Origin of the sequence: Myxococcus sp. SDU36, from assembly GCF_030168875.1 — a bacterium.
Lineage (GTDB): Bacteria > Myxococcota > Myxococcia > Myxococcales > Myxococcaceae > Myxococcus > Myxococcus vastator.
The window spans coordinates 8,278,509-8,304,603 of record NZ_CP077414.1 but is presented as its reverse complement, the minus strand read 5'-3'; the positions used below and the strand labels follow the sequence as shown (position 1 = coordinate 8,304,603).

Sequence of the window (26,095 nt, the reverse complement as noted above, 5' to 3'; positions counted from 1 at the left end):
CTCCGGGTGAGCCGCCCTGCACTCCCGGGAGGCCGTCCGTCCAACGGGCGTCAGTCGAGCAGGCTCCGGGCGTACTCCGCGCGCAGCCGGTCGTCTCCCAGGGCCTGGGCGGCCTCGGCGAGCACGGTGCGAATCTGCTGCGCGCGGTGCTGGAGCGCCGGGTCGGGGTGCCCCGCGAAGCGCAGGGGGTTGAACTCGGCGGCCAGCAGCGCGTAGGCGCGCTTGACCTCCTCGCCCCCCGCCGAGCGTGCCAGCCCCAACACCGTGAAGTAGTCCGCGTCCTGGATCTCCTCGAACTTGGATTCCAGCCGCCGGACGTCCAGCTCCGGCGGCAGGTCGCCCGCGTCCGCGGCCGTGGCGGGCTCCAGCGAGACGAGCCCCAGTGTCCGCGCCACCGCGAGCGACTTCAGGGCCGTGTCCTGCGGCAGCCCCGCCCCCAGGAGCAGCGCCTCCAGCGTGTGCGCTCCGTCCACCTGGGACAGGAGCTGGAGGTCCCGCGAAGGCAGGCCGAAGTCACCCGGGACCAGGTGGATATCGCCGCGGGTGACGCGCGCGCGCAGGCTCCCCGCGGCCTCCAGCAGGGATTCGGAGGTGAGGGTGTTGCGCAGGGCCTCGGCCAGCAGGTGCAGCGGCGGACGTGTGGCGGCGGCGAGCGCCACCTCGTGCGGCGCCGGCTCTGGCACCAGGCGGTAGAGCGTCGAGGGCTCCGCCAGCGCGTCCAGGAAGACCTGCTCGGTGTAGCGCTGGACCAGGGGCACGGCTTCGGATTCCCGCAGGTAGCCCCGGCCCCGCAGCGCGTCCAGCAGCGCGGCCGTGGTGGCGCTGCGCACCAGCCGCAGCTCCCCTTCCTGCCGAGCGTCGATGAGCCCGTCCGCGCGGGCCCGGTCGACCAACGACTCCCCTGGCGCGGAGGAGACGGCGCCCACGAGCGCCCCGTCCCTCAGCCAGAGGACGCGCAGGGCGTTCATCACCTTCAGCTCCAGCCGCATCTCCATGCGGGCCTCGCAGAGCCGGAGCACCAGCTTCGTCAGGCCATCCTGGGTGACACTGCCACTGCGGGCCACGGCCAGCTCGGGTCTGCCGGGAGGCGCTTCCAGGGGCAGCATGGAGGCTCGGGCCTGAGCGGCGGCTTCCTCCGCGTCTCGGAGCGCGCGCTCCTCCAATTCCAGGCGCTCGCGCTCGGCGCGGGCGCGCTGTTCGGCGGACTCGGTGCGCAGTGTCTCCAGGGCCTGCTCGAGGGACTCGCGTGCTTCGCGCTCTTTCGCCAGGTTCTCTCGGGACTGCTGGTGCTCCAGGCGGAGCTCGGCGAGCTCCTCGGAGATTCTGGCGTTCTCCGCGAGGAGCCGGGACTCGGACTCGTTGCGGGCGCGGGACTCTTCTTCGAGCCGGGACTCCAGCGTCGTGCGCTGCTTCGCCTCGGCGTCCAGGCGGACTTCGAGGGCCGTGCGGTGGCGGCCTTCGGCCTTCGCGCGGGCGGTCGCTTCGGCTTCGGCCTGGGCGGATTGGTGGACGCGGGCTTCAGCCTCGGCACGGCGCTTCGCCTCGGCTTCGGCGCGGGACTCCGCCTCCTCGGCGGACTTCAGGGCGGCTCGCCTGGCCTGTGCTTCTGCTTCGGCGCGCTGCTGGGCCTCCTGCTCGGCGCGGGCTTCTGCTTCGGCGCGGGCCTTCGCTTCGACTTCCGCGCGGGCTTCTGCTTCGGCGCGGGCTTGTGCGTCACGTTCGGCACGGGCTTCGGCTTCCGCGCGACGCTCCGTCTCCGCGAGGGCCTGGGCTTCCGCCTCCGCGCGGGCCAGGGTCTCCGCCTTCGCTAGCACCTCGGCTTCGGCGCGCAACGCTGCCTCGTGCTCGGCACGCGCCTCGGCGGCGGCTCGCGCCTCGGACTCACGGGAAGCACGCGTGTCCGCATCAGTTCGAGAGGACGCCTCGCTCTCCGCACGGAGCTCGATTGCCGCACGCAACTTCGCCTCGCGCTCGGCGCGGGCCTCGATTTCGGACCGTGCGGCCACCTCGGCTTCTGCTCGTGCATCGGCTGCGGCTCGCGCCTCGGCCTCGATTTCCGCGCGGGCCTCCGCGGCTTGCCGTGCGGCGGTCTCTGCCTCGGCTCGGGCCTCCGCGACTTGCCGGGCAGTTGCTTCACTCTCGGCTTGGGCCTTGGCCTCTTTCAGCGCGGTTGCCGAACTCTCAGCTCGGGCCTCGGCGTCTTTCAGCGCCGCTGCCGCAATCTCGGCTTGGGCCTCGGCAGCTTTCAGCGCGGCTGCCGCAATCTCGGCTTGGGCCTCGGCCTCTTTCAGCGCCGCTGTCGCGCGCTCAGCACGGGCTTCGGCCTCAAGTCGTGTAGCGGCTTCTTGCTCCGCACGGGCTTCGGCCTCCGTCCGGGCCGCAGCCTCGCTGTCAGCCTGGGCCTCTGCGTTTGCACGCAGCTCCGCTTCCTTCTGCGCCCGGGACTCCGCCTTCTTCGCGCGGGCCTCTGCGTTCGCGCGGGCCTCCGCTTCCTGCCCGGTGCGTGCATCAGACGCGGAGGTGGCGCGGGATTCCGCGTCCTCCCGTGCTCGTGCCTCGGCTTCGGCTCGGGCTTCCGCTGCCTGGCGAGCCAACGCCTCGGCTTCAGCACGCGCCTCGGCATCGACGCGCGCCGTTGCCTCAATCTCGGCTCGGGCTTCTGCCTCGGCACGCGCCGTTGCTTCAATCTCAGCTCGGGCCTCGGCCTCGGCACGCGCCGTGTCGATGGAGTCCAGACGCGCTTCGGCGTCCACGCGAGCCGCGGACTCAATCTCCGCCCGGGCCTCCGCCTCAGCCAGCACCGTCGCGACCGATTCCACCCGGCCGTCGGCTTCGGCGCGCGACGTGGCCTCAATCTCCGCTCGCGCCGAGGCTTCGGCAAGCGCCGCCTCCGCGGACGCCAACCGTGCTTCGGCGTCCACCCGAGCCGCGGATTCAATCTCCGCCCGGGCCTCCGCCTCCGCCAACGCACGCGCCGCCAGCTCCGCGCGCGCCTCCGCCTCCGCCTGCGCACGCGCCGCCAGCTCCGCGCGCGCCTCTACTTCCTCGAGGGCTCTCGACAGGCTCTGCGCACGCGTGTCCGCTTCGAGCCGGGCCTGTGCCTCCACATCGGCGCGGGCCTCCGCGGCCTCGCGGGCACGGGACTCCGCGTCAATGCGCGCTTCCGACACCGAGGTCAGGTCCTCGGCGGACTCGACCCGGCGCTCCGCGGCCTGACGGGCCTGGGACTCCGACTCGGCGCGGGCCTCTGAAACGACGCGCCCCGCGGCCTCCGACTCCAGGCGCGCTTCGAGCGCCTGCAACGCCTGGGTGCTCGACTCGGCGCGAAGCTCCGCCGCCTCACGGGCCTGTGCCTCGGCCTCCGCGCGGGCCTCCGCGTCGACAGCTCGAAGCTCCGCCTCCGCGCAGGCATCCTCGAACCGGCGGACCTGGGCCTCGACCTCGGCGGTGAGCGACTCCGCTTCCTCACGGAGCCGGACTTGCGCTTCCAGCTCCTCGCGCAGCGCCGAGAGGTCGCCCGTCTCCTGCGCGTCACGCGCCAGGGCGGCCCTGGCGGCGGCGTCCATGGACGCATGCGACTCCCGCTGACGGAGCCCTTCCAGCTCCGCTTCGGCTTCCGCCCGCAGCAAGGACTCTCGCGAGTGCTCCTCTTCTTCCGCCGCGAGCCGCTCCCGGAGCCCCTGAACCTGCTGCTCGAGCTCGCGGCGCAGCGCGGCCTCCCGCTCCAGCGCCTCCGTGACGGAGCTCACACGCGCGTGGGCCTCCTCGAGCTGGCGCTCCGACTCCTCCTGCTGGGCCTGCCACTGCGCCATCAGCGCGGGGACCGCGAAGCCACCGGCGCCCGGGGCAGGCGTCTCGACGACGGGTGGCGCCTCGGGCGCGGGGCTCGACGTCTCCGCATCCGAGTCGAACCAGTCATCCCCTACGCTCGACGACCGCGACTCCGTGTCATCGTCAGACGGGGCCGACGCGGATTGCAGCTCCGCCTCCAGCAACTCCCAGTTGGACGCGGAGACCGCCGCCGCATCCGGGTCCTCAGCGGCCTGGTCCGGCTCCGGCGCGTCCGCGGACGCACCCAGCGCCGCCTCCGTGCCCCACGCGTCATCTGTCTCCGACGACGGCGATTCCGGCTCGGCGTCCGCCGCCTGCTCGGGCTCGGGCCCGGCCGGAGGGACCTCATCGGGCGCATCGCCCGCCCCATCCAACTCCGAGTCCGCGCGCGCGGCGTGCTCCAGCTCAGGGTCCGGGGGCAGCTCCGTCCAGGACGAGCCATCCGTGGCCAAGGACGCGAAGGAGGCCTCCTCACGCATGGCGGACAGCTCCGCCTCCGCCGCGGAGAGCGCAGCTCCTGCCGGGGCCTCCGGCGTGTCGACGTCGAAGAACCCCTCATCGCCCAACCGAGGCGCCAGGGCCGCCGTACGCAGCGAGGACTGAGAGACGGCCTCCTCCGTCCAGGCCAACTGCCCCACCGGCGGCGCATCCTCGGCCGGCGAGGCCTCTTCACCCTCGAGCCCCGCGGCCGCCTCGTGCGCGTCGTCTCCGGGCGCGGCGGCCGGCTCACCGTCCACCGCCGAGCCCCAGTCCTGCCCCTGCGAGGGCTCGCCCCACCCATCCGCGGCATCCGGAGCAAGCGCCGAGTCGATGGAGGCCATCGCCTGAGCCTCCACTTCCAGGTGCGCCCGCTCCATGGCGGTGTCCAGGTCGCGCGTGCTCTGACGCTCGCGGTGCCGCGCCGCCTCGTGGGCGGAGCGCTCCGCGTCCGTCATGGCCGCCAGCTCCCAGTCCGTCTGGTGCAGCGGCGCCAGGTCCCCGAAGAGCGCGTTCTCCAGCGCGGGGTCGCCCGCCACCGAGGGCGGCGGCGTCGCATGCCAGGACTCCGCCTCCGCGCCCGTGGCCGCCGAGTCACCCCCACCAGACGGAGGCAGCTCCCGGTTCTCCACCACGTGCCAGGCGTCCGCATCCGCGGGGGCCTTGACCAGCGAATCCACCAGCGCGACGAAGGCCGCCCCTTCCAGGGGCAGTTGGGCCACGGGAGCGCTGAAGCCGGGGATGGCTTCGCCCAGGAGCAGCACCCGGGCCGACTTGCCGTCCGGGTGCTGGAGCAACTCCTCCAGCACGAGGTGGCCCCGGCCGCTCTCCACGCCGGGCGCGAGCACGAGCAGCACGGGCAGGTGGTGCCCGTACGCAATGAGGGCATCCGCGGCGGAGGTGGCGAGGATGACCTCGTACCCTTCACGCGTGAGCAGGCGCCGCACGGCGGCGATATTGGCGATGTCGTCGTGGACGAGAAGAACCGGTGCGCCCATGGGGGGGCACCGAGTCTACAGCATGGCTCCCGGATCCACGTCGATCACGACCTTCACCGCGGAAGGAACATCCACCAGGGCCGCTTCCACCCTGGCGAGCAGCGGGGCGAGCGCCGTATGCGTTGGCCCCTTCAAGAGGAGCTGCCAGCGCGTCTTGCCCCGGATGCGGGAGATGGGCGCCAGGGCCGGCCCCAGCATGCGGACCCCGGCGGACGCGGGGGGCATGTGCCGGGAGACGATGTTCCCCAGGGAGCGCGCCACGCTGGCCGTCTGTTCGGGGTGCTCCCCCTCCAGGCGGACGGCGGCCATGCGCGAGTAGGGAGGGTAGGCCAGCGCCTTGCGCCACTCCAGTTCTTGACTGGCGAAGCCGTCGAAGTCGTGGGCCAGCACGCGCCGCACCGGCTCCGCGTCCGGGTTGTAGGTCTGCACCAGCACGCGCCCCGGGTCCTTGCCCCGGCCCGCGCGGCCGGACACCTGGGTGAGCAGGTGGAAGGTGCGCTCGGCGGCCCGAAAGTCCGGGATGGACAGCGACGTGTCCGCCATGACGACACACACCAGCGTCACGCCCGGGAAGTCGTGCCCCTTGGCCACCATCTGCGTGCCCACCAGGACATCCAGCTCCCGGCGCGCGAACGAGGCCAGCATTTCCGTCAGCCGCTCGGCGCTGCTGGCCGAGTCCCGGTCCAACCGGGCGACGCGCGCGGTGGGGATGCGCTCCAGGACCTCCGCCTCCACGCGCTCGGTGCCGATGCCCAGCTTGAGCAGGGGGCCGGTGCACTCCAGGCACTGCTCCGGCACCGGCATGGCCAGGCCGCAGTAGTGGCACACCACCCGGTTCTGCGAGCGGTGGTGCGTGAGGCACACGTCACACTCGCTGCACTTGAGCGACAGGCCGCACACCTCGCACAGGAGGACGGTGCTGTGGCCCCGGCGGTTGAGGAAGAGGATGACCTGCTGGCCGCGGCCAATCGTCTCCGCCATCGCCTCCAGCAGCGGCGGGCTGAGGATGGGCGCCTCCTCCGTCACCACGCCCTCGCGCGGACGCTCCACGCGCAGGTCCACCAGCTCGATGGTGGGCATGGGCCGGTCATCCACGCGGCGCTTCAGCTCCAGGAGCTGGTAGCGCCCACGCTTCACGTTCTCCAGCGTCTCCAGCGCGGGCGTGGCCGAGCCCAGCACCACCACCGCGCCGGCCTGCTTCCCGCGCACGACGGCCAGGTCGCGCGCCTGGTAGCGCAGCTTCTCTTCCTGCTTGAAGGACGGGTCGTGCTCCTCGTCCACGACGATGAGCCCCAGGTTGTCCACCGGCGCGAACACCGCCGAGCGCACGCCCACGGCGATCTTCACGTCGCCCCGGCGCAGCGCCTGCCAGTGGAAGAGCCGCTCCCGGTCCTTCAACGCCGAGTGCAGCACCGCCACCTCCGAGCCGAAGCGGCTGCGGAAGCGGCCCACCAACTGCGGCGTCAACGCGATTTCCGGCACCAGGATGAGGCTGCCCTTCCCCAGCGACAGCGCATGCTCCGCCGCGCGCAGGTACACCTCCGTCTTCCCGCTGCCGGTGACGCCGTGCAGGAGGAAGGGCTGGAAGGCGGCCGCGTCCAGGGCCGCGCGCAGCACCACGCCCGCCGCGTCCTGCTCCGGCGTGAGGTGGTCCGGGCGGCCCTGAATCAGGCCCTCCTTCACGCTGGCCTCCACCGTCTTCTCCTCCAGACGGGCGAAGCCGCGCGTGGCCAGCTTCTTCAGCGTCTCCCGCGCGCCCGGAATCGCGTGGGCGACCTCCTCCAGCGGCGCGCGGCCTCCCACGGCCAGCAGGTACGCGAGCGCGGCGGACTGGGCGGGCGCGCGCGCCAGCTCCGGCGGCACCTCGTTGACGAGCGCCACCGCGAAGTGCTGCACGTCCGGCCTGGCTTCCTTCTCATCCACGGCCTTCGACAGGCCGGGCGGCAGCGCGCCGCGAATCACCTCACCCAGCGGATGGCGGTAGTGCACGGCCGCGAAGCGCAAGAGCGCGATGAGGTCCTTGGGCAAGGACGGCGAGTCCTCCAGCACGCGCTGGACGGCCTTGAGCCGCACCTTCTCGTCCGTCGGCGGAGACGCGGGCCCCAGGTAGAAGCCCAGCGCCGTGCCCCGGCCGAAGGGCACCAGCACGCGCTGCCCCGGCTCCAGGCGGCCCGCCAGCTCATCCGGGAGGGAGTAGGTGAACTCGCCCCGGACGGGGCGGCCAACGGCGATGGAGGCCAGGACGGGAGTGCTCACTTCGGCGCGCACTGTAGCGGCGGCGACGGGCCCGGACAGTTCCCGGCGGCTTTTCACACCGGAGGTGCGCACCGCCCCGCTCCACAAGGGTCGCTGTTCCATGTCACTCCCTTCAACCACCACCCCGGCCCCATCCGTCCTGCTACCGGGGTCCACAGTGCGCGAAGGGTCTGACATTCCCCGCCGGGTCCCGCCGTGAGACGGAACCCGGGGTGTCAGCAGGCCACTTCCGAGGCTCAGGCCCCGGTGACCTTCTTCCACGAGGCACGGCTGCGGACGCGCTCCCACCAGGCCGCCACGTTCGGGTGCTTGCCGACGAGCTCGCCACCGCCCGCGGCGACCAGGAACTCCATGTAGGGCATCCACGTCACCTCGGCGAGCGAGAAGCCGTCTCCCGCCAGGTACGGCTGCTTGCCCAGCACCGGCTCAATGATGCCGAAGACGCGCTCGACGCCCTGCAGGCCCTCGTCGATGCGGGCCTGGTCCGGCGCGCCGCCACCCAGCATCCCCTTGAAGAGGCGCTCCCAGATGACCTTCATCGCGTTGGGCGTGAAGTAGCACTGCTCCACGCTGATGTACTGCTCCATGCGCGCGTACGCCTGCACGTCGGACGGCGTGAGCGCGGCGCCCGGCAGCTTGCGGTCCAGGTAGCGGATGATGGCGCGCGACTCGTAGAGCCGGAAGCCGTCAGAATCCTCGAACGCGGGGATGACGCCGAAGGGGTGGCGCTCCACATGCCCGAGGCTCTTCTGCTCTCCCTTCGTGAGGTCGACGAGGACGAGCTCCGCCTCCTGGCCCTTCTCCGCCAGGGTGGCGAGGACCATGCGCGTGGCGGTGCTCATCGGGTGGCCGTACACCTTCATGGGACATTCCTCTGCGTGGCGGGCCGGGGAGAGTCCCGGCCAGGCGGGGCCAGACTCTTCATGGCCGCCGCCAACGCCGCAAGGAATTCAGGAAAGTGCCGGTATTGACTACAGGGTGAAGAGCGAGTCGGGCAGGCTGGCCCGGTTGTCCCCCTTCAAGGCGGTGAAGCGCAGGTTGCGCTGTCCGCCGCGCCACACCTCGATGGTGCGGGGCATCCACTCCCCCGTGGCGGGCGAGTTGTAGTCCAGGAAGCGGACGTCCCAGGCCGTCCCCGACGCGTCCGAGTACCGCAGCCGGGCCGGGCGGAAGGAGTCCTTGTAGACCCAGAACTGCGGGCGGCCCTCGGCCATGTCGCCGAGGACGTAGGCCACCTCGCCGCCGAAGCGCGCCAGTCCGGTGCGCCCCGTCTCGATGCCCAGGCTCTGGAGGTGGCGGAGCACCGCCTCCTTCAGCTCCTGCACGTTGCCGCTGCCCGTGGCGAGCAGCGGGCACACCTGCGCGACGAGCGCCGACATGGAGGGAATCTCGGTCCCCTGCACGCGGCGGCGGCCGCCCGACTGGACCACCGCGGACTGGGCGGTGCCGCCGGGCACGGAGGCCTCGAAGCGGCAGCGTCCGGGAACGCGGAGGGACAGCACGCCGTCACCCTGCACCTCCGGGCGGTCCGTGGGCGTCCCCAGCGCGGCGCCGGACTCCTTGACGGCCGGACCTCCGAAGCTGAGGGAGCCCTCCACGCGCAACGTGGACAGCCTCAGCTCGGCGCGCTCCGCCGACATGCGGCGGATGATGGAGCTGCCGGGCAGCACATAGGCGGCCGCGGCGAAGGAGACCAGGACAGCGAGGAGTGCAACGGTGCGCTTCACGGCTTCTCCGTCTTCACGACTTCACGCATGTAGGCAAGCAGCCCGTCCCGCAGGTCCGGGCGCTTGAGCGCGTAGGCGATGTTGGCCTTCAGGTACCCCACCTTGTCGCCCGCGTCATAGCGCTGACCCTTGAAGCGGTAGCCGAGCAGCCCCTTCGTCTGCTGGAGCGCGGCCAGACCATCCGTGAGCTGGATTTCACCGCCCACGCCCGGCGTCTGGTTCTCCAGGATGGGGAAGATGTCGGGCGGCAGCACGTAGCGGCCGATGACGGCGAGGTTGGAGGGCGCGGTGCCCTTCTTCGGCTTCTCCACGATGCGGTCGATGCGCATCACGCCGTCCCCCAGGTCCGTGCCCGCGGCGATGCCGTACATGTGCGTCTCACTGTCCGGCACTTCCATGAGCGCGATGACCGCCTGGTTGTACTGGCGGTACACGCGAGCGAGCTGGCGGATTCCCGGCTCCTCGGCGTCAATCATGTCGTCGCCCAGCAGCACGCCGAAGGGCTCGTCGCCGATGACGCTCTTGGCGCACAGCACCGCGTGGCCCAGTCCCTTGGGCTCCTTCTGGCGGATGCTGACGACGCGCACGAGGTCCGCGATGGCGCGCAGCTTGTCGGCCTCCGCCTCCTTGCCGCGCGCGCGCAGCGTCGACTCCAGTTCGAAGCCGATGTCGAAGTGGTCCTCGATGGCGCTCTTGCCGCGGCCATTGATGAGGACGACATCCTCGATGCCAGCGGAGACCGCCTCTTCCACGATGTACTGGAGCGTCGGGGTATCGACGATGGGCAGCATCTCCTTGGGAACCGCCTTGGTCGCCGGCAGGAAGCGCGTGCCCAGGCCGGCTGCCGGGATGACACACTTGCGGATGAGGGGCTCTACCTTCGAGGTTTTGGAGGCCATGAGGGCTGGGAATCTATTGATGGCCTCTGACCCCATCAAGCCGGATAGGATGGACTTGTCATGTTGCTCCGCGCCCTGGTGCTGATTGCCCTTTGTGTGTCCACTACCGCCCTGGCGCAGCCCGCCGAGGACCTTCGCGATGTCATGAGCGCGCGCGCCTATGGCATGGGCGGCGCCTACCGGGCCCTGGGGCTGGGCACGGATGCCATCCTGGGCAATCCCGCGGCGATGGTCCTCTACCCGTCCTACCGGGTCGAAGGCACCGGCGCGTGGGATACGCGGCGGAAGGAAGGGTTGCTGGGCGTCTCCGTCATCGACGCGGCCACGAGCCGCCTGGGGATGGGGGTGGACTACCACTGGGTGAGCGTGGGGCGCGGCGGCGCGCGCGCCAGCGCTCACCTCAGCTCGATGGGCGTGGGACTGCCCGTCAGTCAGGCGCTCATGCTCGGCGCCACGGTGCGTTATCTGCGCATGAGCGGCCAGTCGCGGTTCGCCAACTCCGTCACCGGCGACGCGGGCCTGATGCTCCGGCTGTCGCCGTCACTGATGGCGGGCTTCTCCGCGCACAACATCGTGGACACTGGCAATGAGGAGCTGACGCGCTACTACTCGGCGCATGTCGGGGTGATGACGGGGTTGCTGACGCTCGCCGGCGACGTGCGCGCGGACTTCACGACCAACGACGTCACGACGTTCACCTACCACGGCGGTCTGGAGTACATCCTGGGAGAGCTGTTCCCGGTGCGCGCGGGCTACTCCTACGACGGCTTCACGCGGACGTCGCAAGTCAGCACGGGGCTCGGCTTCATGTCCGAGGGCGGCGGCGGCCTGGACTTCGGCTACCGCCACGACCTGGGCGGCCCCAAGGGGCGCATGCTGGCGCTCACCATCAAGCTGAACACGAACTGACGTCAGCGCGGCGCCCGGAGCGGCAGGTAGCGCTCCGACGCGGCGAAGCGCAGCAGCTCCACCAGCTCCGCCTCGTTGCCCCGGCGGGTCCGCAGGACGGACAGCGCGGGGCCAATGCTCCCGCAGGCCACCAGGCCCGCGCGGTTGGCGGAGTCCCGCGCGGCGTCCGCGAGCGCCGACGCCTTGAAGTGCTGGGTGCCGGGCTCCAGCAAGGCCATGGCGCGCTCCAGGGCGCGCGGAGACAGGGACTCGCGCACCACGCGGGCCTCGGCGCCAGTGGCACGCGGGTCCTTCAGCACCGTGGCCAGCAGCGCCAGGGCGCGGAGGAGCTGGCCGCCCTTGAGGGCGCGGAGCGCGAGCAGGTCCGGCGACAGGGACAGCAAGGCGCGGCCCACGTGGAAGCGCAGCTCCGGGAGCGGCATGGGCTCACGCAGCAGGAGCCGGCCCACGAGGAGGCGCGGGTGGCCCGCGTGCACGGCGGTGAAGGGCGGACCGTCGTCCTCGGCGAGCACGAGCTCGGGCAGGTGGACGTCCAGCATCCGCGCGGCGGTGTGCAGCGCGTCGAGCACGGCGGGCGCACAGGGCCCCGCGGTGGCGCGCAGCAGCTCCGAGGAACCGGCGGCGCGGCCCTCCGCCGGGAACAGCCGGCAGAGCGCGATTCCGGTGCAGGCCAGCAGCTCTCCCGAGGGCGTGCGCAGACCGGGGTGACGCAGGCCGGCGCGCTCGTCGGAGGTCAGCGGCGGACGTTGGCCGCGCGGCGCGGAGGTTTCGAGCCCGTCGAGCGCGTCGGCGATTTCGCGCATGAGCGAGGCCCGCGCCGGGTCTCCGCGTTGGTCGAAGTACTCGGCGAGGAGTCGATAGGGCTTCGCGTCGAGCGGGCGCTCGCGGATGTGCCGGAAGGCGTCGGGCTCGGTGTCCGGCGACGGCGCGTAGGCGGGCGCGGGAGATTCGCGCGGGTCCATGACGCCGGGGACAGGCCGAGGCGGCTCGGGGGCCGCGGGTGGCTTCGCGATGAACGTGCGGCCCGGCGCCGGGGCGGAGACCGTGCCCTCCGGGCGCGCGCGGACGACGCGGCGCACCGGGTCCATCCGGCCTGGCGGCGCTTCCCAGGAGATGACGCGCGTTTCGGGGACAGGAGCGTCTCCGAGGTCCATGACCTCGCCCGTGAGGAGGTCGGTGGCCCGGGGACGACGGGCTCGGGCCTCCGCGTCGCGAGCAGCGGGCGCTGGCTCCGCTTCGCCTCCGGACGCGGCGGCGCGTGGCGCGGCCTTGTCTCCGCGGGCGGACGCGGAGGAACGCTGGGCGGCCGGCGCCTTGGGGATGGCGGCGTCAGCGGGAACGCGGGGCTGCGGGGCCGCGGTGTTGCCCGGTGATGAGGGCGGGTTGCGGCCTCCGCCCTTGGGTGGCGCTGCGGCGAAGCCCTCCACCGGAACGCGCGGCGCACCTTGCGCTGGCGAGGCGGTGTCGCGTGCCTCGCCTTTGGACTGAGGGGCGGCGGCAGCGGCGCGCGCTTCACCCTTGGGGAGCGCGTCGGCGGAGGCTGCGGCGGTGCGGGCCTCGCCCCTGGACTGAGGGGCGGCGGCAGCGGCGCGGGTCGCCGCCTTGGACTGGGCCGCAGCGGCAGCGTTGGAACGAGCCTCCCGCTTCCCCTTGCGCCCCGAAGGGCCGGGCTCCGGCGAGGCCTTGCGGCCCTGCTCCACCGCGGCGCCCGGAGAGGCGCTCCCGACTTCAGCGTGGGCCGGCTCCACGCTTTCGGACGCGGATGGCGCAACCCCCATGTCCGTGGTGGACGTCTCCTCGTTGGCCAGGCTCGCGAGGTTCGCGGACGCCTGCGTCAGCACCGGGGGCGCCGCGACGAGCGGCGCACGGGGACCGCTCGACTCACGGCGAGGGACCGCGGAGCGCGGCGGCTCGGGCGGTGGCACTTCACGCGCTGCGCGTGCCTGCCGGATTCCCTCCGCCCGGCGGGCGTAGACCTGTGCGCGCTCGGGATTGCCCATCACCTCGTGCCACAGGCGCGCGAGCCGGTCCCAGGTGCGCTCCCGCTCCGCATCGTCCTCCATGGCGGTGGCCGCGTGCTCCAGGGCCCACGCCGCCTCGCCCAGGTGGTCGCGCGCGAGGAGACGCTCCACGAGCAGCAGCCACGCTTCCTTGTGGCCCGGCTCGTAGCGCACGGCCTGACGCAATTCATTGAGCGCGGCATCGGCGTCGCCCTGGGCCTCCAACGTGGCGACCAGCTCCAGCCGGGCCTCACGCGCGGCGGGCCCTCGGGATTCGCGGGCGAGCTGCGCACGCAAAAGCCGGCTGAGCACCGTCGTGTCGCCGAGCTTTCGCGTCAGCGTCGTGAGCTGCACGCGAGCCTGCTCACTGTCGGGACTCTCCGTGAGCACCTCGCTCCAGGCCCACTGCGCGAGCCGCAAATCGCTCAGCGACTCCTCCGCGACCTGGGCCAGGACGCGCAGCGCTTCCACGCGGTCCGGCGCGCGACGAGGTGCCGCCGCCAGCGCCACCCGGAGCCGCTCCGCGATGGCGGGACGTGCCGCGTCCGACACGCAGCGAAGCAGCCCCGCGAGCACGGGGAGCAGTCCCGGCGCGGAGGACTCCGCCGCCTCGAAGTCCGCGCGAGCCTTCTTCAGCTCGCCCATGTGGAGCCAGCGCTCGCCCCGCGTGAGCAGCGCGCCCGCGCGTGCACGGCCAGCGGGCGCGCGTCGGATGGCCTCGTCCAGCGCACGGCGCACGAGGGACGCGTCGCCTCTCGCGGCGAGCAACCGCACCTGCTCTCGAAGCGCGGCGCGGTCCCCCGTCAGCTCCACGATTTCCCGGTACATGCGCGCGGCGCCCGCGGGGTCGTGGAGTTCGTTCTCCATCACCTCCGCGAGGCGCGCCAACGCATCGGCGCGCAGAGGCGCGTCCTTCGCCTGGTCCGCCCGCTTGAGGTAGAGCTGGGCCAGTTCGGCCCAGGCCCGTCGAGCGATGAGCTGGGCCTCCACCTTCTGCGAGCGGGTCAGCTCCTCGGTGTCTTCTTCACGAGGGCCCACGCTCGCCTCGGAAGCGCGGCCCTTCTTGTTCGGTGCATCGCCGGAAGCCGCGGCGAGCGCGGCCTCCAACTCCGCCAACGACACCTCCATGGTGCCCGCGCGAGCATCCGGCTCGGATGCGGCGCGGGACGTGGCCGGAGGTGGCGACGCCTCGGACGGGGGTGGGGTCTTCCGCCGCTCGCCCTTCGAGGAGACAGGTGTCTGCTGGCGCGGTGTGGGAATCGATGTGTCAGCGCCGACGAGGAAGGGCTGCGCCTCCGAGGTGACTTCACTTTCGCCGGCATCGTCGAAGGTGGCGCGGGCGGGACGCGGCGCCGGCGGTACTTCGCGGGCGACCGGCGCGGGCTCGACCGCGTCGTCGTCTGGGGCATCGACCCACGGCACGGACAGGGGCGCGCGCGCCGGAACGAACGTCTTGGCCACACCTGAAGCCGGGGGCACGGCGACGTCCCCCAGCGCGGGCAGCTCCACTTCTGTCTTGCGCGCCTCGAAGTCAACTGCCGACGGTGGCACGACCACCGCCGGCATCTCCACGACGGTCCTGGGTGCATCGGGAGCAGCGGCATCCCGAGGAGTCACCGCGGGCAACTCCACCGCTGGCATCTCCAACACCGTCTTGAGCGAGGCAGACTCCGCTCGCGAACCTTCCGCTGCTGGCAGCTCCGCCGCGCTCTTGCGCCGAATCGCGGAGGGCACCGCGAGCGAAGAGCCCACCGCGGGCAACTCCACCGCACTCTTGCGCCGACTCGCGGAGGGCACCGCGAGCGAAGACTCCACCGCGGGCAATTCCACCGCACTCTTGCGTGAGCTCGCGGCGGGTGCCGCTGGCGGCGACTCCGACGCGGGCCGCTCTGTCGGCCCCTCGACAGGCGTCGCGGGCGACGATTCGGCAACGTCCTCGGAAGGTCTCGTGTTGAGCGCAGCAGGCACCTCTGCCGCCACAGACGTGCTCGGCACGCTCGCGACCGAGGCGGGCGCGGTCTCCGGCTGTTCCGAAACGGGAGACACCTGCACCGGCGGACCTCCCGGTCCACCCTCGTGAGACGTGGCAACAGGTCCGCTGGAAGGAACCACGCCACCCGCCCCCGGAAGCTGCGACGCCGAGGCCGTCCTCGCGGAGAGCGGCGGCCCCACCACCGTCTCGATGAGGTAGACCCCCTCGTCGTTCTCCCAAGAGGTCGCGACCGACGCGCCTTCCTTCCGTGCTGGGAGCTTCGCCAGCACACCCTGCTCGTCCCCTTCAACCCTCGGCGCGCTCACACCCGCGTCGACCCCCCCCTTGCCCTCGATGCGCGCGCGCAGCACCTGGAGCACGCGCTGGGCACGCCCGTCGTCAGGCCAATCCACCAGGAGGGCCTCGAGCGCGGCGGCGGCACGCGGCAGTTGGTCCACCCGTCGCAACACCCGCGCGAGCTGACGCCGGACCGCGCGCCGACTGGAGCCCACCGTGGGCGCCACTTCCAGCAAGGTGATGGCCGCCGGCTCGGTGCCCGCCAGCAGCGCCATTCGCACAATCCCGGCGGCCAGGCGCGGCGTCATCGGCAGGGTCCGGCTGGCGCGCGCAAGCTCTCCAAACGCGCGCGCGGCGGAGCCCTCGCGCAACTGCCGGGCCGCGGACCGGAAGAGCCGGTCCACCACGTCGCTGACATCCTCCGCGGGATTGACATCGGACGCGCCGGGCTGCAGCGCCTCCTGTCGGACCGCTGCGGGCTCCGGCGTGCCGGCGTTCTTGCCGTTTCTCACGCCACCCATGGGTGCGGCAGTCTACACACAACGATGCCCGTTCCGGCTGTTACTGTCCTCCTCCCCGCGCGAAACGCCGAAGCCACCGTGGCCCGCGCCGTCCGCAGCCTCTTGACGGGCACCGTCCGCGACCTCCGTGTGCTCACGGTGGATGACGGCTCCACGGACGGTACGCGCGGCGTGCTGACCGACCTTGCGGCGAGCGACTCACGCGTGGAAGTCCTTGACGGCCGGGGCCGAGGCCTGGTGGCGGCGCTGAACCTGGCGCTGCGTGAAGCCACCTCCCCCTATGTGGCCCGGATGGACGCGGATGACGAAGCCCTCCCTCAACGCCTGGAGGCGAGCCTCACCGCACTGGAGGCGGAGCCCAGGCTGGCGGGCGTGGGCACGGCCGTGGAGCTGTTCCGGGATGACCAACCCGTGAGCCCCTCGCTCCAGGCCTATGCCACGTGGATCAACGGGCTGACCTCCGCCGAGCGACTCGACCGGGAGCGCTTCATCGAAAGCCCCCTGTGCCACCCCTCCGTCTGCCTGCGCCGGGACGCCCTGGTGGCGGCGGGAGGCTGGCAGGACGGCGACTTCCCGGAAGACTACGCGCTGTGGCTGGAGTTGCTGGACCGGGGCTTCGCCCTGCGCAACCTGCCCCAGGTCTTGCTCCGCTGGCGCGACAGCGACGGACGGATGACGCGCACGGACCCGCGCTATGCCCTCAAGCGCTTCATGTGGATGAAGGCGCGCTACCTGACGCGAGGCCGAGGCCCCCTGGCGGATGGCCGCCCGTGCACGGTGTGGGGCGCGGGCCCGAGCGGCAAGACGCTGACGTACTTCCTCCACCAGGAGGGCGCCCGCGTGCGGCGCTACGTGGAGGTCCACCCTCGCAAGGTGGGCACGCACATCCATGGCATCCCCGTCATCTCCCCCCAGGAGCTCGGCGCCCCAGGGGACGGACACCTGCTGATTTGCGTGGGCGTGCGCTGGGCCCGCGCGGAGATTCGCGAGGACCTCATCGGCTGGGGCTGGGTGGAGGGCCGCGACTTCACCTGCGCCGCGTGAGGGCTCACGCCGCCCCGGAGCCCGCGCCGCGAATGGCCCCCGAGGGGGCCGGGACGCCGGCGGCCAGGAAGAACCGCATCAAGTCCGCCGGCACCGGCGCCTCGATGCGCAGCAGCTTGCCCGTGCGCGGATGTCCCAGCTCCAGCGCCTGCGCATGCAGCAAGCACCGCGCGGCCCCCACGCCTTCCGCCCGGGCCGCGCCGCCGTAACGCGCGTCTCCCAGAATCGGAGCGCCCAGCGCCGTCAGGTGCGCGCGGAGCTGATGCGTGCGGCCCGTGTGAGGCAGCAGCTCGACGACACAGAACGCCGGCCCCGAAGACAGCGTGTGGAAGTCCGTCAGAGCGGGCACGCCATTGGCCGCCCGGGTCGCCCGCCAGCGCCCGGGGCGCGACGGGTCCTTGGACAGCGGCAGGTCCACCGTGCCCGACGGAGGCAAACCCGGCCCGGCGGCCGCGACGTAGCGCTTTCGCGCCCGTCCCTCCCGGAACTCGGCCGCCAGCGCCGACGTGGCCTCCGCCGTCTTCCCGAACACCGTCACACCGGAGGTCTCCCGGTCCAGGCGGTGCACCAGCCCCGCGGGGCGCCCCAGCTTCGCCCCCACCCGGTCCACCAGGCTGTCCCCCACGCGCCCCTCGGTGGGCTGCGCGGACACGCCGGCCGGCTTGTCCACGGCGATGACGTCCGAGTCCTCGTACAGCACGCGCAGCTCGGGCGCGGGGGGCGCCTCGGACAAGGGGCTCTGCCCGCCCTCCTCCAGCACCACCGTCACCACCTGCCCGGCCGTCAGCCGCGCGTTCGCATCCCGGCTCCGCTTGCCCGCCACGTAGACGGCGCCCACCTCCACCAGCCTCCGTGCCCCCGGCTCGGGCAGTCCCAGCGCATCCGCGACCGCGAGGGCCACGGCCTTCCCCACCAGCGCCCCTTCCACCCGGAACGTCCGGCGCTTCATGCCGCCACCTCGCCCACCGGGCGGACAGCCCTAGCGCGATGCGCCCCTCGCTCCGGCACGTCGGCCCCCAGCCCTGTGTCCACCGCGGATGTCATGCGGCGGCATTCTACGCGCGCATCGCCCTTTCGCGCCGCCCGCTTCCTGCTACCTTCCGCGCCCCCATGGACCGTCCCCTGCACTCCGTCCGTACGCGGCTGGACGACTTCCTCGCCGAGCTCGCCACGCTGCACTACCGGCAAGGCGCCGGGCTCGCGCTGGAGGTCTCCCCCAGCCAGCTCCACGCCTCCTTCCCCGAGCTGTCGTCTCCGGACACCTTCGCCGCCGCCAACGAGGCGCTCGCCAAGGCCCAGTCGAAGAACGAGCCCCTCACCGTCCGCCGCATCCGACTGGTGCGCGAGCTGGTGGCCTCGCACGTCGAGGACGCGCTCGCCGCCCGGCACGTGGAGGCCATTGCCTCGCTGGAGGCCCAGGCCCGGCTGACGGTGGACGACCAGACCTACGCCTTCGGCGAGGCGCTGGGCCGCATTCCCCACGAGCCCGCCCGAGGCCGCCGCGCCCTGCTGGAGCGCGCCACCGGCGAGTTCCTCTGGCAGCACCGCACCCGCTACGGCGACCGGCGCGACGCGGCCCTGCACACCGCGGAGCAGCTGGGCGCGAAGAGCTACCCCGCCCTGCGCCAGGACGTCACCGGCATCGACTTCGCCAAGCTGGCCGAGTCCGCCGCGAAGATGCTCGCGCGCACGGAGGACGCCTATCGCGACGTGCTCGCCTACGTCCTCAAGAAGGTGGACCCGCTGCTGCGTCCACTGCCCGGCGGAGAGGCCCGCAGGCATGACTTGCAGGCCGCGCTCCAGGCCCCCTGGATGGACGGCTTCTTCCGGCGCGAGGACGCCTTCCCCGCCGTGGCGCGCTGGCTGGGCGAGTGGGGCCTGACGCCCAACGCCGGAGGCCGCATCCGCATCGACGACGAGGCCCGGCCCGGCAAGTCACCGCGCCCCTTCGTCGCCGGGGTGCGCGTGCCGGACGACATCCGCCTGGTGCTCCAGCCTCGCGGCGGAATCGACGGGCTGGCCGGCCTGCTCCATGAGATGGGCCACGCGCAGCACCGCGCCCACGTCTCCGACACGCTGCCCATGGAGCTGCGCCGGCTGGGCGACGCGTCCGTGACGGAGGCCCACGCCGCCGTCTTCGAGCGGCTGCTCCTGTCCCCCGAATGGCTCAAGCGCTACCTGGGGCTGCCCACCGTGGCCGCGCGGGACACGGTGCGGCTGGCCGCCTTCCAGGCCCTCACGCTGCTGCGGCGTCACGCGGCCAGGCTGACCTACGAGCTATCCCTGACGCAGCGGGGCGCCTCCACGGAACGCGCGGACGAATACGCCGACGGGCAGCGCCACGCGCTCTTCATCGAGCCCCACCCGGGCTTCTTCCTCCACGACGTGGACCCGCAGCTCTACGTGGCGCACTACCTGCGGTCCTGGGCCCTGGAGACCCGGCTCACCGCGCGCCTCACGGAGCGGTTCAACGAGGACTACTGGCGCAACCCCATGGCAGCCGCCTGGTTGAAGGGGCTGTACGCGCGTGGAGGCACAGACGATGCGGAAGGACTGGCCACGGAGACGTCAGGCACGCCGTTGGCGTTGCCCGAGGCCGGGGAGCGCCTCGTGGCCATCCTCAACCGCTAGGGGGCACCCGCGAGACGACTACTTCTTCTTGCGGAGCGCCCGGACAATCTTGTCCTTGGTGGGGTTGGCGGCGACGGGCTTGCTGGCGGTGGCCGCGGGCTTCGCACCCGCGCGCGCGCGCATTGCCTTCATCAGCTGCATCTCGATGAGGAGCAGCTCGTCGCCCAGCTCCTGGTTGTCACCGGCGGCACGGGGCAGCGGTGCACGGGTGCTGGAAGCGCCAGCACCGTGGCGCATGCGCAGAACCTTCTCCTCTTCGGCCGACAGCGTACGCGTCTTCTCCAGCGCCGCTTTGACCTCCTTGGCCGTCACCGTGCTACTTCCGACCTTGCGCTCCATCGCCGCTCCCTTGCTGTGAAGCCCCGCTGAACATCCGAGCATGTCAGACGCGTCCGGGCCGCAACCGTCGAGGATTCTAGAGGACGCAAGGGTCAGCGCAAATTTTCTTCCAACATCTCGCTGCCGGGATGTAGCACCGCCCCCTCCACCCCCGTCCGGGATACCCCGGAGTCCCGGCCAGCCGTTCACCGGGAAACGGCGCCCGAAAGGACGCCGGAACCCCGTCAGGTGCCCTCTTCGTCCTCGGGCTCCGGGGCCGCCGCCGGGCTGGCCTCGTCCGAGTCCGTGGGCTTCTTGCGTTGGATGCCGAAGCTGTCGAGCGCGTCCGCGATGCCCTGGGGCTTGTCCGCGTCCGGGAGGAAGTCCTCGGGCGGCTGGAGCCGTGGGTCCTTGCCTACCTCGGAGAGCGCGGCCTCCAGCGTCAGGCGCAGCTCCGCCGCCTCGGGCGTCTTGTCCCCGGGCACGCCCATGCGCCCGTCCAGCCGGGCCTTGAGGACCACGGAGGTGGCGGAATCCACCAGCACCTCGCCGTCCAGCGAGCGCGGCAGGCGGTGGGCGAAGAAGTTGGCCCGGCGGACCGTCGTCTCGTCCACGCCGCCCTTCTTGGCCTGAGGCATGGGCGGCAGGGGCCGGGACGCGTCCGCCTGGGCGGCGGGGGCCAGCGTCACCACGTAGCGCCAGGCCGTGCGGCCCTCATGCGTGACGGTGCCCTCGGGCGTCAGCTTGATGCGCCCCTGGAAGAGGCTGTCGAAGTCGCGGATGGCGCCCGTCAGCTCCGCGCGGGTGCGCTCGGCCATGCCGCGGTCGCGCAGGCGCTGACGGAAGGAGCCGTACCGGTTGCGGGCGTACACCTGCCCCCCCACCCGCATCACCTCCAGGCCCTGGTCCCGGGAGTTCTCCAGCACGCCGTGGAAGTCCCCGCTGACCCCGCCCGGACCGGCGTGGAAGGTGCGCGTCTCGGTGAGCTTCACGGGGATGGAGGCCTCGGAGGTCCACTCGTACCCCAGCGTCGCCTGGTAGCGGTGGGGGCCCAGACGCTCGGTCACCTCGGCGGCGTCCATGCCCAGGATGCGGCGCGCCACCTGGGGGTTGTCCGCCACGTCCTCGGGGGGCAGCTTCTCCTTCGCGGACGCCACCACCTTGGGCGGGTCCTCCGGCGAGAAGATGCGTGCCTTGGCCGCCTTGTCGACCGGGTCCGAGCAGCCGGCGGCGGCCAGCGCCACGGCGAGGGTGAAGGCGGACTTCTTCAGACGGCTCACGACTCCTCCGGAAGGGTACGACAGGGCCGGCAAGTTACGTGGGGCATACACGAGCGGCAAGCAGTGGCTTGCGTGCGGCCGTGCAAGGGATAGAACGCCCAACTCATGCAGAACCTGCGCGACAAGCTATTGAAGGCGGGCCTCGTCACCGAGGCAGAGGCCAAGAAGGTGGAGACGAAGCCCAGCCAGGCGGAAGCCCGGCGGCCCGGACCCCAGGAGGGCGGCCGTTCAGGCGTGTCCCTCCGCCCGAGCGCACCCGGCAGGCCCTTGAAGTCTGAGCGGAGAGAGTGTTGGGCGGGCCGCCAGCGGCGCGTCGTCAGTCGTCAGAGCACCGACTCGAGCGCGTCCGAGAGGGCCAGCAGCAAGGCCAGCTTCCGCTTCTGGCGGCGGTCGGCGTGGTTTGCATCACCGGCAACCCAGCCGGCGAGGCTCTCGAAGTCATCACGGGTGCCGCTCAATTCGTAGTCCAAGCCCTCGTCTTCGAGCCCTTCGACTCGCTTCGCCGAGGCGAGCACTTCCTCGGAGCATGGGTAGTCGAGGTGCTTGAGCAGCGCGAGCGCGTCGGCGGAGATGTAGATGCGGAGCTTCCTCTGGTTCTTCGGCATGCCGTCCTCCGCCGAGGACCATACGAGAGGGCCACGCCTGCCTGCGAGGCGCGAGGCGCCCCTGGCGCTCAGCGCGCGGCTGCCGCCTTGCCGCGCACGGCTTCGGGATGCGAGCGCTTCCATTCCGCGGGCAGCAGCGCGGGCATGTCGCGGAGGCACAGCTTCTTGGTGGCCAGCCGGGGCAGGACGTCCGCCAGGTATGCGACGGGGTCTACCTCAGCCAGCTTGCAGCACCCCAGGAGGGTGTACGCAATGGCGGCGCGTTCGCCACCTGCGTCACTGCCGGCGAAGAGGAAGTTCTTCCTCGTCAGCGCGGTGCGGATGTGCAGGCGCTCCACGACGGTGTTGTCGATGGGGATGACGCCGTCTTCGAGGTAGCGTCGCAACGCCTGTTGGTGGTTGAGCAAGTACCGGATGGCCCGGCCCAGCGGGGAGGAGGGCGGCTCATTGGGTTGGTGGGCAATCGCCCAGGCAATGAGGTCGTCGTAGACGGGTTTGCTGCGCTCCTGCCGCCCTCGCCGCCGCTCGTCAATGGTACAGGCCTGGAGCCTTCGCTCGATGGCGAAGAGTCGCTTGAAGGCCGCCAGCGGCAGCGCGGCTCGCTTGTCGCCGCCGTCCAGGGCCTTCCGGAAGTAGCGCCTCGCGTGCGTGTTGCAGCCACATTCCAGCAGGCCCGCCCGCTTGAAGGACGCGTCGAAGAGGCCGGCCGCATCGGCCACCGTGAGGCCCACTCGCATCGCCAGCATCTGCGCGGGGCCTATCTCCCCTCGCGCTGGCCCTCCCGCTTGCCCGTCGAGTTGTACAGACACAGCGCGGTGTGCTGCGTGCCGCAGTCTTTCACGTCGGCGCCCACATAGCCCCAGATGGCGCCCAGGCGAATGCCCTTCGCATTCTTCGAGTCCAGCACCGGCAGCGACGTCGCATCCAGGTGCATCACCGTGGCGCCCAGTACCTTGGACATGGCCGCGCGCCACACGGGCCGGAGCGCCTCGGTTGCCCAGGCCACCTGGTCGGCGAGGGTGGAGAGGGCCACCTCGAGTCCCAGCCGCTCAAAGCGCTCCACCTGCCGGCTCAGCGGCAGCCCGTCGTAGTACTTCTCCACGAGAAGCTGGGCCACCAGCCTGGCGCCCATCCTCCCGCCGCTCACCACCTTCTCGCCCAGCGGGGCGCGGACCACCTCCGCCTCGCACAGGTGGCACGCGAGCTTCTCCCGCTTGTCCTGCCGGACGATGACCTCCGCCGGAATCAGGTCGATGACCTCCGTCACCTCGTGCCCGACGCACTTCCGCACCTCGCCGCACCGAGGGCACGGACGCTGCTGTGCAGGCACCGGGATGACGTTCTCCACCCGGCGCAGATTCGTCGGAATGGGGCGGCGGGCGGGACGCGTCCGCTTCGGCCGCGCTTGTTCCTTTTGCGGAGGCTCCTCGTCAATGCCGGACGAGCGGCGAAGTCTTGCATCCACTTCCGCCACGTCACCATCGGAGTTCGCCGGCAGTCCGCCCAGGAGCAGCTTCAGCTGCGTGGTGGACACGCCCTCGCTCTTCTTGCCCTTCGTCTTGGCGTCCTGAAGCAGCCGCTCCAGCTCCGAGTTTCTCGACACCAGCCTGGCCACCAACGCCACCACCTCTTCGGTGCGGCCCTCGGCGAGGAGCGCTTTGAGCACCTCCAGCACCGGGCCTCGGCGCGGCTTCTTCGTCGTCTCGGAGGTGGGCGCGGTACCTGGCAAGGCGCGGGAAAGGTAACCAGCCGCCGTGCCCGCGCCACACCCTCGAAGGAGATTTTCTTCAGGCCGAGCGCAAGTGCCCCGGGGGCTCCCAGCGCTGCGACGTCCGCGCGCGCTGCACGTCGATGCCCTCGAGCAGCATCGCCAACTCATGCACGTCGAGTTCAATGCTGGTGGCGCCCAGGGCCACCTGGCTCGGAAAGGTGAAGGTGCCACGCTCGAGGCGCTTGTGTACGAGGGTGAAGCCGCCGCGCGTCCACAGCAGAAGCTTCACCTGGTTCTTCCGGCGGTTGAGGAAGACGAAGACGTGGCCGCTCAGTGGGTCCTTGGCCAGCACCTCGCGGACTTCGTTGCTCAAGCCATCGAAGCTGCGCCGCAGGTTGCACGGCGCCATCGCCACGTACACCTTCACCGCCCGGGGCAAGAGCAGCATCTACCCGCCCCCCGCAGCCAGCGCACCCACCAACTCTGCGACCCAGGCAGGGGGGATTGCGGCCGCGTCCAACAACTCCAGCACACAGCCGCCCGGCAGCCTCACCACCACCGCGGCACTCCCTTCCGCGGGCAGCGTCGGCGCAGCGCTCATCCCCCTCAGCACGGCCGGTACCCACCGCGCTGGGCCGTTAACGGGCGCCGCCTCCTCCCACTCCCCGAGGCGCTCCCGCCACCAGCGCAGTCGCTGGTCCGAGACGCCGCGCTGCCGCGCGTACGTGGCCAGCGGCAACCCGCTCCTCTGCAACGCCGCCAACTCCCTGCGTGCCTCGTCAGGCGTCCACTGCCGCCAACCGCCCCGCTTCTTCGTCGTCCTGAGTCCGTGCATGGCTCGCTACCTCCGCGGCCAGCCTCAGCATACCTCCTGGCGGAGCGCAGCCGCCCACCCGGTGCGCTCTGGCGGAGGGACACGTTCAGGCGGCAACCGTCCGCCCCCCCGCCGTGATGACAACCGGACACAAGGCGGCCCGCCCCGAGGCGAGGGTGGAGGCCGTCCGAGCGGCGGCCGTGACGCCGGCCGTCGAGAGGGCGGCGGACGTCCCGGCGGCGGCTTCGGGGGTGCCCCCCGGCACGGCGGAGGTCCCCAGCACGGGCGGCCGTCCGCGGCGGCGCCGGAGCGGGCCATCCCCAAGCTGCCTCCCATGCCGGGCTCCAAGGCCTACCAGCGCGCCGAGTCCAAGCGGCAGGTGGAGCTGGACCGCGCCCTGCGCGAGCTGGTGCTGGGCTCCCAGGTGCCCGTCGAGGCGGGTGAGACGACGTTCTACTTCATGACCCGCAAGGGCAAGCTGCGCCGGCTGGAGCTGAGCCCGGCGCAGGCGAAGCAGCTCGAGGAGGGCGAGCTGGGCGTGGTGGAGCGCCCCGAGCCCGCGCAAATCGAGCACTCGCTGGTGCCGGCGTCGGCGGCCGAGCAGATGTTCGCGCTGTCGAAGAAGTCGGTGCGCTTCTTCAACCGCAAGGACAACCCCGTCGGCTTCATGAACGACGAGGAGATCAAGGCTCAGCAGGCCGCCGAGGCGGCGGGCACCGCGCCCGAGCTGTCCGACGAGCCCGAAGGCGCGTCCGACGAGGCTCCCGCCGAGCCGGAAGGCGCGTCCGAGGCTCCGGCCGAGGGCGAGGCGGCTCCGGCCGAGCCGAAGGCCAGCGGCGACGAAGCCCAGAACGACTGAGCCGGACACCCGCGTCTTCCCACCCTCCCCTCCCCTTCCCTCGTGGACCTGGGGAGGGTGGCGATGTGGCCCGTGGCGTTGAGCGCCACGTTGCCCTGGCACGTCTTGCTGCCAGCATGAGGGCCCGGCGCTAGGCTGGCCTCATGACGACAACCCCCAAGACGGTGGTGGTAACGGGCGCGAGCCGAGGCATTGGCCGCGCGGTGGCGCTCGCTTTCGCGAAGGCGGGCCATGACGTGTGGGCCCTGGCGCGTTCGACGGAGGCGCTGGAGTCGCTCCGGCAGGATGGCGGCGAGCGCATCCGGCCGCTCGCGGTGGACGTGGCCGACGAAGCGGCGCTGGTCGCCGCGAGCCAGCGAATCCTCGCCGAGGGGCCTCCTCGCGTGCTCGTGAACAACGCGGGCATCACCGTCTCCGCGCCCCTGACGAAGACGCGCACCGAGGACCTGGCCCGCGTCATGGCCGTCAACGTGACGGCGCCCTTCCTCCTCTGCCGCGAGCTGATGCCAGCCATGGCCCAGGCGGGCGGCGGACGCGTCATCAACATCGGCTCCATGGCCGCGGTGCGGGGCGTGAAGTACACGTCCGCGTACTGCGCGTCGAAGCATGCGCTGCTGGGCCTGACGCGCGCGCTCGCGGTGGAGTACGCGAAGAAGCAGGTCACGGTGAACATCGTGAATCCGGGCTGGGTGGAGACGGACATGTTCGCTGGCGCGACCTCGGCCATCAGCGCCTCCACGGGCCGCAGCGAGGAGCAGGCGCGCGAGGCCCTGGCGTCCATGAACGCCATGGGCCGCATCATCACCCCGGAGGAAGTCGCCGCCCTGTGCCTCTTCCTCGCCTCGGACGCGGCGGGCGGCATCACCGGCACGGCGTACGCCATCGACGGCGGCGAGCCAGGCTGAGACTTCACTCCCATTCCGCCTGACTGCCTGCCCGGCCGCCA

General features: G+C 72.2%; 19 protein-coding genes. 5 read left to right on the top strand and 14 right to left on the bottom strand.

The window, feature by feature from the left end; translation table 11 throughout:
- Positions 1–50: 50 nt before the first annotated feature.
- The 5 genes from KGD87_RS33900 to galU all read right to left on the bottom strand — a co-directional run bounded on the left by KGD87_RS33900 (position 51) and on the right by galU (position 10,188).
- Entirely contained in the window at positions 51–5,306 is a 5,256-nt protein-coding gene (locus KGD87_RS33900; protein ID WP_284665063.1) for a response regulator receiver protein, read from the bottom strand.
- Positions 5,307–5,321: 15 nt separating this feature from the next.
- On the bottom strand, positions 5,322–7,664 hold the full coding sequence (gene priA, locus KGD87_RS33895) for a replication restart helicase PriA (protein ID WP_502887979.1): 2,343 nt from the start codon (positions 7,662–7,664) through the stop codon (positions 5,322–5,324).
- A gap of 134 nt (positions 7,665–7,798) precedes the next feature.
- Positions 7,799–8,425 carry a glutathione S-transferase family protein gene (locus KGD87_RS33890; protein ID WP_284665062.1) on the bottom strand — a complete coding sequence of 209 codons (627 nt, stop codon included), beginning with the start codon at positions 8,423–8,425 and terminating at the stop codon, positions 7,799–7,801.
- A 108-nt stretch (positions 8,426–8,533) separates the two neighbouring features.
- On the bottom strand, positions 8,534–9,289 hold the full coding sequence (locus tag KGD87_RS33885) for a hypothetical protein (protein WP_284665061.1): 756 nt from the start codon (positions 9,287–9,289) through the stop codon (positions 8,534–8,536).
- Positions 9,286–10,188 carry a UTP--glucose-1-phosphate uridylyltransferase GalU gene (gene galU, locus KGD87_RS33880; RefSeq protein WP_284665060.1) on the bottom strand — a complete coding sequence of 301 codons (903 nt, stop codon included), beginning with the start codon at positions 10,186–10,188 and terminating at the stop codon, positions 9,286–9,288. Before galU ends, KGD87_RS33885 begins: the two co-directional genes overlap by 4 nt.
- Before the next feature lie 60 nt (positions 10,189–10,248).
- On the opposite strand from galU, the gene KGD87_RS33875 reads away from it, so the two are divergent.
- Entirely contained in the window at positions 10,249–11,097 is an 849-nt protein-coding gene (locus KGD87_RS33875; RefSeq protein ID WP_284665059.1) for a PorV/PorQ family protein, read from the top strand.
- 2 nt (positions 11,098–11,099) lie between these two features.
- On the opposite strand, the gene KGD87_RS33870 is transcribed toward KGD87_RS33875, so the two are convergent.
- Positions 11,100–15,887, bottom strand: a complete 4,788-nt coding sequence (locus KGD87_RS33870) for a hypothetical protein (protein ID WP_284665058.1) — start codon at positions 15,885–15,887, stop codon at positions 11,100–11,102.
- 24 nt (positions 15,888–15,911) lie between these two features.
- On the opposite strand from KGD87_RS33870, the gene KGD87_RS33865 reads away from it, so the two are divergent.
- Positions 15,912–16,931, top strand: coding sequence for a glycosyltransferase family 2 protein (locus KGD87_RS33865; protein WP_284665057.1), 1,020 nt, complete (start codon positions 15,912–15,914; stop codon positions 16,929–16,931).
- 4 nt (positions 16,932–16,935) lie between these two features.
- Here the strand turns inward: KGD87_RS33865 and KGD87_RS33860 are convergent, their stop codons facing one another.
- On the bottom strand, positions 16,936–17,880 hold the full coding sequence (locus tag KGD87_RS33860) for an RluA family pseudouridine synthase (RefSeq protein WP_284665056.1): 945 nt from the start codon (positions 17,878–17,880) through the stop codon (positions 16,936–16,938).
- 161 nt (positions 17,881–18,041) lie between these two features.
- Between KGD87_RS33860 and KGD87_RS33855 the strand changes: the two genes are divergently transcribed.
- The gene (locus tag KGD87_RS33855) at positions 18,042–19,562 is read left to right on the top strand and encodes a gluzincin family metallopeptidase (RefSeq protein WP_284665055.1); all 1,521 of its coding nucleotides are present in this window, start codon (positions 18,042–18,044) and stop codon (positions 19,560–19,562) included.
- 18 nt (positions 19,563–19,580) lie between these two features.
- Here KGD87_RS33855 and KGD87_RS33850 read toward each other — a convergent pair whose 3' ends face one another.
- The 7 genes from KGD87_RS33850 to tnpA all read right to left on the bottom strand — a co-directional run bounded on the left by KGD87_RS33850 (position 19,581) and on the right by tnpA (position 24,311).
- Positions 19,581–19,901 (bottom strand): hypothetical protein, encoded by a 321-nt coding sequence (locus tag KGD87_RS33850; RefSeq protein WP_284665054.1) that lies wholly within the window; start codon positions 19,899–19,901, stop codon positions 19,581–19,583.
- 224 nt (positions 19,902–20,125) lie between these two features.
- Entirely contained in the window at positions 20,126–21,160 is a 1,035-nt protein-coding gene (locus KGD87_RS33845; RefSeq protein ID WP_284665053.1) for a hypothetical protein, read from the bottom strand.
- A 323-nt stretch (positions 21,161–21,483) separates the two neighbouring features.
- Entirely contained in the window at positions 21,484–21,765 is a 282-nt protein-coding gene (locus KGD87_RS33840; protein WP_284662566.1) for a hypothetical protein, read from the bottom strand.
- Between the two features lie 68 nt (positions 21,766–21,833).
- A complete protein-coding gene (locus KGD87_RS33835) occupies positions 21,834–22,511 on the bottom strand; it encodes an IS66 family transposase (protein WP_284663043.1) in 678 nt (225 codons plus the stop codon).
- A gap of 11 nt (positions 22,512–22,522) precedes the next feature.
- On the bottom strand, positions 22,523–23,494 hold the full coding sequence (locus KGD87_RS33830; RefSeq protein WP_284663042.1) for an IS66 family transposase: 972 nt from the start codon (positions 23,492–23,494) through the stop codon (positions 22,523–22,525).
- A 58-nt stretch (positions 23,495–23,552) separates the two neighbouring features.
- Positions 23,553–23,924: an IS66 family insertion sequence element accessory protein TnpB gene (gene tnpB, locus KGD87_RS33825; RefSeq protein ID WP_095959537.1), complete on the bottom strand. Its 372-nt coding sequence runs from the start codon at positions 23,922–23,924 to the stop codon at positions 23,553–23,555.
- Entirely contained in the window at positions 23,925–24,311 is a 387-nt protein-coding gene (gene tnpA, locus KGD87_RS33820; protein WP_284662560.1) for an IS66 family insertion sequence element accessory protein TnpA, read from the bottom strand.
- Here tnpA and KGD87_RS37115 point away from each other — a divergent pair.
- Positions 24,310–25,149 (top strand): DUF2058 family protein, encoded by an 840-nt coding sequence (locus KGD87_RS37115; protein WP_502887978.1) that lies wholly within the window; start codon positions 24,310–24,312, stop codon positions 25,147–25,149. The two genes, tnpA and KGD87_RS37115, sit on opposite strands and share 2 nt — an antisense overlap.
- Positions 25,150–25,292: 143 nt before the next feature.
- Positions 25,293–26,054, top strand: a complete 762-nt coding sequence (locus KGD87_RS33810) for an SDR family NAD(P)-dependent oxidoreductase (RefSeq protein WP_284665051.1) — start codon at positions 25,293–25,295, stop codon at positions 26,052–26,054.
- Positions 26,055–26,095 lie beyond the last annotated feature (41 nt).

Excerpts from the sequence above, each read along its gene's own strand:
- KGD87_RS33860 (WP_284665056.1), bottom strand. The coding sequence starts at position 17,880 with ATGAAGCGCCGGACGTTCCGGGTGGAAGGGGCGCTGGTGGGGAAGGCC.
- KGD87_RS33840 (WP_284662566.1), bottom strand. The coding sequence starts at position 21,765 with ATGCCGAAGAACCAGAGGAAGCTCCGCATCTACATCTCCGCCGACGCG.
- tnpA (WP_284662560.1), bottom strand. The coding sequence starts at position 24,311 with ATGCACGGACTCAGGACGACGAAGAAGCGGGGCGGTTGGCGGCAGTGG.
- KGD87_RS33870 (WP_284665058.1), bottom strand. The coding sequence starts at position 15,887 with ATGGGTGGCGTGAGAAACGGCAAGAACGCCGGCACGCCGGAGCCCGCA.
- priA (WP_502887979.1), bottom strand. The coding sequence starts at position 7,664 with ATGGAACAGCGACCCTTGTGGAGCGGGGCGGTGCGCACCTCCGGTGTG.
- KGD87_RS33835 (WP_284663043.1), bottom strand. The coding sequence starts at position 22,511 with ATGCTGGCGATGCGAGTGGGCCTCACGGTGGCCGATGCGGCCGGCCTC.
- KGD87_RS33875 (WP_284665059.1), top strand. The coding sequence starts at position 10,249 with ATGTTGCTCCGCGCCCTGGTGCTGATTGCCCTTTGTGTGTCCACTACC.
- tnpB (WP_095959537.1), bottom strand. The coding sequence starts at position 23,924 with ATGCTGCTCTTGCCCCGGGCGGTGAAGGTGTACGTGGCGATGGCGCCG.
- KGD87_RS33850 (WP_284665054.1), bottom strand. The coding sequence starts at position 19,901 with ATGGAGCGCAAGGTCGGAAGTAGCACGGTGACGGCCAAGGAGGTCAAA.
- KGD87_RS37115 (WP_502887978.1), top strand. The coding sequence starts at position 24,310 with ATGGCTCGCTACCTCCGCGGCCAGCCTCAGCATACCTCCTGGCGGAGC.
- KGD87_RS33900 (WP_284665063.1), bottom strand. The coding sequence starts at position 5,306 with ATGGGCGCACCGGTTCTTCTCGTCCACGACGACATCGCCAATATCGCC.
- KGD87_RS33890 (WP_284665062.1), bottom strand. The coding sequence starts at position 8,425 with ATGAAGGTGTACGGCCACCCGATGAGCACCGCCACGCGCATGGTCCTC.
- KGD87_RS33810 (WP_284665051.1), top strand. The coding sequence starts at position 25,293 with ATGACGACAACCCCCAAGACGGTGGTGGTAACGGGCGCGAGCCGAGGC.
- KGD87_RS33865 (WP_284665057.1), top strand. The coding sequence starts at position 15,912 with ATGCCCGTTCCGGCTGTTACTGTCCTCCTCCCCGCGCGAAACGCCGAA.
- galU (WP_284665060.1), bottom strand. The coding sequence starts at position 10,188 with ATGGCCTCCAAAACCTCGAAGGTAGAGCCCCTCATCCGCAAGTGTGTC.
- KGD87_RS33855 (WP_284665055.1), top strand. The coding sequence starts at position 18,042 with ATGGACCGTCCCCTGCACTCCGTCCGTACGCGGCTGGACGACTTCCTC.